General features: G+C 72.4%; 6 protein-coding genes. 3 read left to right on the top strand and 3 right to left on the bottom strand.

Annotation, left to right across the window (positions count from 1 at the left end; all coding sequences use genetic code 11):
* Positions 1–279 precede the first annotated feature (279 nt).
* A complete protein-coding gene (locus ACZ5VQ_RS29280) occupies positions 280–690 on the top strand; it encodes a rodlin (RefSeq protein WP_362079748.1) in 411 nt (136 codons plus the stop codon).
* 102 nt (positions 691–792) lie between these two features.
* On the opposite strand, the gene ACZ5VQ_RS29275 is transcribed toward ACZ5VQ_RS29280, so the two are convergent.
* Both ACZ5VQ_RS29275 and ACZ5VQ_RS29270 read right to left on the bottom strand, forming a co-directional pair.
* On the bottom strand, positions 793–2,718 hold the full coding sequence (locus tag ACZ5VQ_RS29275; protein ID WP_469107486.1) for an AMP-dependent synthetase/ligase: 1,926 nt from the start codon (positions 2,716–2,718) through the stop codon (positions 793–795).
* Between the two features lie 128 nt (positions 2,719–2,846).
* The gene (locus ACZ5VQ_RS29270; protein WP_469107485.1) at positions 2,847–3,653 is read right to left on the bottom strand and encodes an SDR family NAD(P)-dependent oxidoreductase; all 807 of its coding nucleotides are present in this window, start codon (positions 3,651–3,653) and stop codon (positions 2,847–2,849) included.
* 167 nt (positions 3,654–3,820) lie between these two features.
* On the opposite strand from ACZ5VQ_RS29270, the gene ACZ5VQ_RS29265 reads away from it, so the two are divergent.
* Both ACZ5VQ_RS29265 and ACZ5VQ_RS29260 read left to right on the top strand, forming a co-directional pair.
* Positions 3,821–4,414 (top strand): TetR/AcrR family transcriptional regulator, encoded by a 594-nt coding sequence (locus ACZ5VQ_RS29265; RefSeq protein WP_469107484.1) that lies wholly within the window; start codon positions 3,821–3,823, stop codon positions 4,412–4,414.
* A gap of 437 nt (positions 4,415–4,851) precedes the next feature.
* On the top strand, positions 4,852–6,609 hold the full coding sequence (locus ACZ5VQ_RS29260) for an arabinofuranosyltransferase AftB family protein (protein ID WP_469107483.1): 1,758 nt from the start codon (positions 4,852–4,854) through the stop codon (positions 6,607–6,609).
* Between the two features lie 259 nt (positions 6,610–6,868).
* Here ACZ5VQ_RS29260 and ACZ5VQ_RS29255 read toward each other — a convergent pair whose 3' ends face one another.
* Positions 6,869–8,584, bottom strand: a complete 1,716-nt coding sequence (locus tag ACZ5VQ_RS29255) for a vWA domain-containing protein (protein ID WP_469107482.1) — start codon at positions 8,582–8,584, stop codon at positions 6,869–6,871.
* Positions 8,585–8,711: the final 127 nt, after the last annotated feature.

Genomic DNA, 8,711 nt, shown 5'->3' with positions numbered 1-8,711 from the left:
CCCCCCCCCCCCCCCCCCCCCCCCCCCCCCCCCCCCCCCCCCCTCCCCCCCCCCCACCCCCCCCCCCCCCCCCCCCCCCCCCCCCCCCCCCACCGCCCCCCCCCCCCCCCCCCCCCCCGCTGCCCCTCTCACGTCCTCACGTCTTACGGCGGCGCGCGCAACTCCGATCCCGAGGAACCCTGTGGGCCAATCGGGGCAAACCCCGCAACCGCACCGTCCACCGCACTGTTGATCGTTATGCGGCTCCGTAACGGGGCCATTCTCCGAAAGGGAACGAACATGAAGAAGCTGATGGCGACCGCGGCCATTGCCGCCTCTGTCGCCGGTCTGTCGGCCGCCGGCGCGCCCCAGGCGCTGGCCATCGGCAACGACGAGGGCGTCACCACCGCCAACGGCAACGGTTCCGTCCAGAAGTACGGCAACCAGGCTACGCACGGCAAGATGAGCCCCCAGCTCTCGCTCGTGCAGGGCACGCTGAACAAGCCGTGTGTCGGTCTGCCGGTCAAGGCCAACCTGGCCTCGCTCATCGGCCTGGTGCCGATCACCGTCCTGCAGGACGTGCCGATCCTGTCGGCCCCGCAGAACCAGCAGTGCACCGAGAACTCCACCCAGGCCAAGGGCGACGAGCCCCTGTCGCACATCCTGGACAACATCCCGGTGCTCTCAGGCAACGGCGCCGACCGCAGCTGATCTCCGCAGCGGCGCGAACAGCGGGTCACCCCTCGTGGGTGGCCCGCTGTTCCCATGCCCAGACCCGGCCGCCCCTCCGGCCTCGGCCGCCGCGTCCCGGTCTCAGCCGCCGTACAGCGCCTCGATCTCCTTCGCGTACGCGGCCGTCACCGCGTGGCGCTTGATCTTCAAGGACGGGGTGAGCAGACCGTTCTCCTCGGTGAACTCGCCTTCCACCAGGGCGAATTCACGGATCGACTCAGCGCGGGAGACGGCCTGGTTCGCGTGGTCGACGACCTTCTGGACGTCGGCGCGTATGCGGGGGTCGTGAACGAGCTCGGAGACCGGGGTGTCCGCGGGCATCCCGCGGACGTAGAGCCAGTGGGTGAGGTCCTCCCGGTCCAGGGTGATCAGGGCGGCGACGTAGGGGCGGTTGTCGCCGACGACGACGCACTGGCCAACCGGGGGACGGCTGCGCAGACGGTCCTCCAGGACGGCCGGGGAAACGTTCTTGCCGCCGGACGTGACGAGGATGTCCTTCTTGCGGCCGGTGATGGTGAGGTAGCCGTCCTCGTCGAGGTCACCGAGGTCGCCGGTCGCGAACCACTCCTCGGTCAGGGCGGCGTCGGTGGCGGCCGGGTTGTTCCAGTAGGCGCCGAAGACGATGCCGCCCTTGATGAGCACCTCGCCGTCGTCGGCGATACGGATCGACGTGCCGGGGACGGGAAGGCCGACCGTGCCGGGCCGGGGGCCGAGGGGCGGGACGATCGTCGCCGCGGCGGTGGTCTCGGTCAGGCCGTAGCCCTCGTAGACGATGATGCCGGCGGCGTAGAAGAAGAGGTTGAGGTCGCGGTCGAGCGGGGAGCCGCCGCTGATGGCGTAGCGCGTGCGGCCGCCGAGTTCCCTGCGGATGCGGCGGTAGACCAGCAGGTCGTACAGGGCCCAGGCGGCGTACAGGCCGGGACCCGGGCCCTTGCCGCGGCCGAGGAACCGGTCGAGGTGCGCCTCACCGAAGCGGACGGCGATCCGGTGCGCGCGGTCGAAGGAGGCGGCGCGGCCGATCCGCTCGGCGGTGGCGCGGCCGGTGCCGTGGATCTTCTCGAAGAGATACGGCACGCCGACCAGGAAGGTGGGCCGGAACTCCCGTAGCGCCGGCCGGAGTTCGTCGGGCTTGATGCTCGGGCAGTGGCCCAGTTCGATACGGGCCATCAGACAGGCGATCTGGAGGGTGCGCCCCAGGATGTGGGCGAGCGGGAGGAAGAGGAGCGTCGAGGCGATCTGGCTGGTGACCTCCTTGAAGACGGGGTGCAGCAGCTCGACCGTGTTCGCGGCCTCGGCGTGCAGGTTGGCATGGGTGAGGACGCAGCCCTTGGGGCGGCCGGTGGTGCCGGAGGTGTAGCAGATCGTCGCGACGGTCTCGGGAGTGAGGGCCGCCCGGAGCCTGGTGACCTCCTCGTCGGGGATGCCGCCGCCCAGAACGGTCAGGTCGGAGATCGCTCCCCCGTCGATCTGCCACACGTGCGGGGGATCGGGGTGGTCGGCCGTGCCGGCCGCGACCGCCGCCGCGTTCTCGGGGGTCTCGACGACGACGAAACGGGCGTCCGAGTCACGGACGATCCACTCGATCTGCTCGGGTGACGACGTGGCGTACACGGGCACGGGCACGCTCCCGCCGCCCGCCGCCCAGATCGCGAAGTCGAGAAGCGTCCACTCGTAGCGCGTACGGGACATGACCGCGACGCGGCCGCCCGGTTCGAGGCCCGCCGCGACCAGCCCCTTGGCGACGGCGGTGACTTCGCGGGCGAAGGCGGCCGCGGTCACCGGCTGCCAGGTGCCGTGCTCCCTGCGGCGCAGGACGACGGCGTCCGGAGCCTCGGCCGCGTTGGTGAAGGGCAGATCGGCGATGCTGCCGGTGGCGGTCTTCGGGGCGAGGGCCGGCATGTGCGCCTCGCGGACGACTCCGTGGTGGTCCCTGGTGATCTCGACCTTGGTGCGGTCCGCCAGATCGGTGCGCTTCTTCGCCCGTTTCAGGTCCTTGCGTACGCCCATGACAGCTCCCGGTCGCGGCTCGCGTTGCGCGGTGGCGCGTACTTACTTCCGGGTCAACTTACTCACGCGTAGGGGAATTTCAACCCGCTTGGAGATTTCCCCCGTCGGGCCGAGCACCTGGGCGGGCCTCAGGCGGCGACCCGCTCCCGCCCGGTCTCCGGCTCCAGGACCTTGCGGGTGACGCGCTCCGCCATGGCGGCCACCAGGGCGCGCGGGCGGCGCGGGGTGAGGTGGGCGCCCAGGGCGTTGCCGAGGCCCGGGGTGACGTACGCGCGGTCGCGGTCGAGGGCGCGCAGGGCGGCCCGTACGACGGGTTCCGAGGTGGTGAAGGAGCCCGTGACCGCGGCCTTGCGGGTGCCGATCGCGTCGAAGAAGCCGGTCTCCACCGGGCCCGGGCAGAGGGCCGTGACCTTGATGCCGCGACCGCGGTACTCCTGGCGCAGGGCCAGCGAGAAGTTCAGGACGAACACCTTGGTGGCGCTGTAGACCGCGAAGTACGGGCCCGGCTGGTAGCCCGCCGTGGAGCCGACGTTCAGGACCGCGCCCGAGCCGCGCTCCAGCATGCCGGGGATCAGGGCGTGGGTGAGATCGACCAGGGCGACGACGTTGACCATCATCTCGTCGTGGTCGCGGGACGGGTCGATGTCCTCGAAGCGGCCGCAGGTGCCGAACCCGGCGTTGTTGACCAGCAGGTCGACGGTGAGGCCCTGGGCGGCGAGGGCGTCCGCGACGCGTCGGGCCGCGTCCGGTTCGGCGAGGTCCTGGGGCAGCACGTGCGCCCGGACGCCGTGGCGTACGCGGAGCCGGTCGGCCACCTCTTCGAGACGGCCTTCGGAACGGGCCACGAGAACCACGTCGTGGCCACGCGCGGCGAGCTGTTCGGCGAACTCAGCGCCGAGCCCGGAGGAGGCGCCGGTGACGAGAGCGAGAGTCATGGTGTTTCCCTTCGCTTCTGGATGCACTATCTACTACGAGAGAGTAGCTCTTTTCTCAATATCTGCAACAGTACTGACGCAGATAAATGAACAGCTGCCGCCCGCGCGTATCGTTTGCCCCGGCCGTTGACCCGGCCGTCCGATCCACGCCCCCTCAGGAGGTCCCCATGGCCGAACCCGCCGTCCGGCCCGTCCGGCGGCTGCGTGCCGACGCGGAGCGCAGTGTGCGCGTGATCCTGGAGGCGGCCGAGCGGGTGCTCGCCGCCGACCCCGGGGCGTCCATGGAGCAGATCGCGGAGGCGGCGGGGGTGGCGCGGACGACGGTGCACCGGCGGTTCGCCAGCCGGCAGGCGCTGATCGAGGCGCTCGCCGAGTCGGCCGTACGCCAGCTCGCGGAGGCCGTCGAGGACGGCCGCCCGGACACCGCGCCGCCGCTGGTCTCCCTGCATCGCATCACCGCCAACGTCCTGCGGATCAAGGGGGCTTGGAGCTATGCGCTGAGCCGTCCCGACGACGAGGGCGGGACCGCGGCGGCGGGCTGGGAGCAGGTCGGCGCCCGCTGTCTCGAACTCCTCGGGCGCGCACGGGACGAGGGCCTGCTCGACGCCTCCGTGGACCTGGAGTGGACGCGGCGCGTCTACTACGCGCTCATCGGCGAGGCCCTGCACGGACCCCAGGACCAGCAGGACCCGGATGCGCTGGCCACGCTCGTCGTCGATACGTTGCTGCACGGCGCGGGGCGCCGGTCCGGCGCCAACTGACCTCTTTCTGAACCGACTTCCTTTCGAAGGAAACCCAGTGCGACCCCACCGCATTCGGTCCGTTGCCGGCCGACAAGGTCGCGGCGGCCAAGTGCGGCACCGAGCTGCCAAGGAGGTCCGCCCGGCGCTCGGCCTGATCACCACCCGGCCCTGACCGCGCTCCGGGAGACCGACCCGGTACGCGCCGACGCCTCCTGCGGGCCGCGCCTGTACGCCGCGGCCACGCTGTCCGCGTACGGGCACCGGCTGGACGTACCGCACCTGAAGGGGCTCGGACGGGCGCTGCCGTCGGTCTGCGGGACGGACTGACACGAACCGCCACCCAACCGGGCTGCGGACTGACTTGACGTCAGTTCCCGCTGCCCCGTCCCCCGTTCGGCCCACCGGGGCACGCCTCGGGCGTCAAGCTCGGCTTGACGGGGGCCGATGAACGGGACATGACGTCAACGCACTCCCCCGCGCATCCCTCGTACCCGAAACCCCGTCCGCCCTCCTCCCCCTCCGCCCCCTCCTCCCAGTCGCTGCCACCCCGCCCGGGGCAGCGGGCGGTGTGGGCGGACCGGGCCCGGGTGGCGGTGTGGCTCGGGCCCGCGCTCGTCGTGGCGTACGCCGGGTTCCAGCGGCGGTGGATGTCCGACGACGCCTATATCTACGTACGGACCGTGCGGCAGGTGCTGGCGGGGAACGGGCCCGTGTTCAACGCGGGTGAGCGGGTCGAGTCGTCGACCGGGACGCTGTGGCAGTGGCTGCTCGTGGCGGCCGGGACGGCGGGAGTGGATCCGGTGTCGGCGGCGGTGCTCGGTGGGCTGCTGCTGACCGCCGTGGGGTTCGCGTTCGCGGGACTCGGGGCGCTGCGGACGTACGGCGGGCGGGCGGTCGTGCCGCTGGGGTCGCTGGTGCTGCTCGGGCTGCCGCCCGTGTGGGACTTCGCCACCTCGGGTCTTGAGACGGGGCTCGCGACGTGCTGGATCGCGGGAGCGTGGCTGACGCTGATCAAGCGGCCCTCCTCCCTCCTGACCTCGGCGGTCATCGGGCTCGGGCCGCTCGTACGGCCCGACCTTGGGCTCGTGTCGGTCGTCTTCCTCGGCGCGCAGTGGCTGCTCGTGCGGCCGTCGTGGCGGGGCACGCTCGCGGGTGCGGGGGCGGCGGGCGCGCTGCCGGCCGCGTACGAGGTGTTCCGGGCCGGGTACTACGGGCATCTGGTGCCGCTGCCCGCCGTGACGAAGGAGGCCTCGCAGAGTCTGTGGGGGCGGGGCCTCGGGTATCTCGGGGACTTCGCGCATCCCTATCTGCTGTGGGTGCCCGCGCTGTTCGTGGCGGCGGCGGTGCTGCCCGCGCGCGGCGGGCTCGCCGAACGCGGGGTCGCACGGCTCGTTCCCGTGCTCGCGCCCGTCCTCGCCGGGCTGCTGTGCTGGCTGTACGTCATCAAGGTCGGCGGTGACTTCATGCACGGGCGGATGCTGCTGCCGGGGCTCCTGCTGATGCTGCTGCCCGTCTTCGTGGTGCCGGTGACACGGGTGGGGGCGCTGGCGGCGGTCGGGGTCGGCCTGTGGGCGGTGGTGTGCGCGGGGTGGCTGCGGATTCCGTACGCCGGACAGATCGGCCCGGCCGGGATCGCGGACGAGCGTGGAGTGTACGTCCGCCACAACGCCGATCCGCATCCGGTGCGGCACACCTTCGTGGGGGCCCCGCATCACATGGAGTACGCGCGGAAGGTGTGGGCGGCGCGGTACTCCGGGGCGCCGGCCCTGCTGTTCGGCAAGGAGGGGCGGGTGGCCGCGCCTGCGGGTGCGGGCGCTCCTTCCATGACGGCCAGTTATGTGGTGCTGGGGCTCAACGGGTCGGTCGTGCCGCTGGACGGGGCCGCGCTCGATCCGATCGGGCTGGCGTATCCGCTGGCCGCGCACTCCGAGCGGGTCGGGGGCGGGCGGGTCGGCCACGACAAGCGGCTGCCGGCGGCGTGGCTCGCCGCCGACCGGGGTGTGCCGGGGGATCTGCCCGGCTGGGCCGATCCGGCGCAGGTCGCCGCCGCCCGGCGCGCCCTGCGGTGCGGTGCGCTCGCCGAGTTGAACTCTGCGACTCGGGGGCCGCTGACCCCGGGTCGCTTTCTGCGCAACGCGGCCGGGGCCTGGGAGCGGACGGCGTTCCGCTTTCCGAACGATCCGGTGCGGGCGGAGAGGGAGTTGTGCGGGTGAGTGGGGGCGGGGTGCGCGGTTCCTCGCGCCCCTAAAAAGCCAGCCCCCCACCCCTCCGGCTGCCGCCCTCCCGACGAAGGGGTCGTGTCGGGGTTTCCGATCGCAGCACGACCTCTGATGGGCAACGTGTTGGTGCGGGATGACACAGCTGCGATCGGATGCCCCGTCGCGGCCCCGACCCGAGAACCCAACGGCAGGCGCATCTTTCAGGGGCGCGAGGAACCGCGCACCCCAGCCACAACCAACCCGAACCCACTCACTACGGCAGGTCCGTGGCCCGGTCGATCGTCTCGGCGAGTTGGCGGATCGGCTTGCTTTCCGTGTTGGAGGCCAACTCGTCGGCCCGGTCCGCGAGTTCGCGCAACGAGGGCGGAACCGGAGCGCCGGCCCCACCGCCGGCGCCGGAGCGAAGCGCGTCCGCGAAGTACGCCGCGATCGCGGTGACTTGGAGACCACTCCGCGCCGTCTCCGCGCCCCACAGCCCCCCGTCGAGGGAGCCGGCCTCGATCTGCCCCGTCGACTCATGCGGCGTACGGGAGTCGGGGTCGAGCCACCGCACCGTGGCCGTGGCCACATGCCCCGACGCCCCCGGCCTGACCCGCACGGCGTACAGGGCTGTGACCGTGTGGCCGGGACCGATCTCCCCGCCGTCCACGCGGTCGTCGCGGAAGTCCTCGTCGGCGACCTGGCGGTTGTCGTAGCCGATCAGCCGGAACCGGTCGACGGTCTCCGGGTCGAAGGAGACCTGCGCCTTGGCGTCACGGGCGGTGAGGTCGATGTTCCGCGGGAGCTGGTCGCAGAAGACCGTACGGGCGTCCTCGGCGTTGGACACGTACGTCGTGTGGCCGTCGCCCTTGTCGGCGAGGCGTTCCATCAGGGCGTCGCCGTAGTCGCTGCCCACGCCGACGCCGAAGAGCGTGATGCCGTGCTCGCGGCGAGCGTCGGCGATGCGGTCGAGAATGGCGTCGGCGTCGGTCTCGCCGGTGTTGGCGAGGGCGTCTGAGAGCAGCACGACCCGGTTGGTGGCGCCCTCGCGCAGGCCGTCCACTGCGGTGCGGTAGCCAGTGGTGACGCCCGCGCCGAGGTTGGTCGAGTCGGTCGGTTCGAGGGTGTCGATCGCCTCGTGGACGCGGCCGCGGTGGTCGCCCAGGCGGGTCATCGGGAGCACGGTCCTGGCCTCGTCGCTGAAGGAGACGAGCGCGACCGCGTCGTCGTCGCGCAGCCGTTCCGTCATCACGCCCAGGGACTCCTTGACCAGGTCGAGTCGGCCCGGCTCGGCCATGGAACCGGAGACGTCGATGACGAAGGTCAGCGCGGCGGGCGGGCGTTCGCCGGCGTCCTCGGCCTCCCGGGTGGCGAGGCCGACCCTGAGGAAGCGCCAGTCCCGGTTCTCCTGACCGAACGTGTCGTATGTGGCGTCCTGGTTGAGCGAACCGTCCGGGGCGGCCGTGCGGGCGCCGTCCACCGTGACCGTGAAGCCGTTGCCGTCCGGGCGCTCGTAGTCCTGGCCGAAGCTGTTGATGAACTCCTCGGGGCGGACGGTCGACGGGTCGGGCCTGCGGCCCTCCTCAAGGGTGCGGCGCGCATAGCCGTACGAGGCGGTGTCGACGTCCAGGGCGAAGGTGGAGAGGTGGTCGGCGGGCGACGCGCTCTCGCGGAGTTCGCCCTTCCGGTCGCCCTCGGCGCTGCCGTCGTCGGTGCCCGAGGAGCCGGTCGGCTGAACGGGGGCGGGTGCCGGGAAGCCGTTGTCGTCCTTGGCCTTGCTGCCGCCCCGGTCGTACGAACTCCCGTCGCTGCCACCGCCGCTGCAGGCCGTGAGCAGGAGTCCGACGGCCACGCTCCCGGCGACGAGCGCGGCACGCACACGGCGCCGCCGCCCCTGCCCTGCCCGCTGTCCCCGCCGAGCCCGTCCGGGTTGGACTCCCCGCGCCTCCCGCTCGTCCCGCCGTGCCTGATGCCGTCCGTTGCGCCTCATGCGTGCCCCCTCGGGTGACCTCTTTGAGTCGACGTCTGTGACTGTGACGTCGGAGGCGGCCGGAAGGAGCGGGCCAAGGCGTTGCGGATGAATCTCAATGCGGCCACGGCGGACGGCAGTTGAGACC

Source organism: Streptomyces sp. NPDC033178, assembly GCF_055577685.1.
Note: the sequence above shows the minus strand (reverse complement) of the source record. Positions and strands in the feature narration are given on the sequence as shown.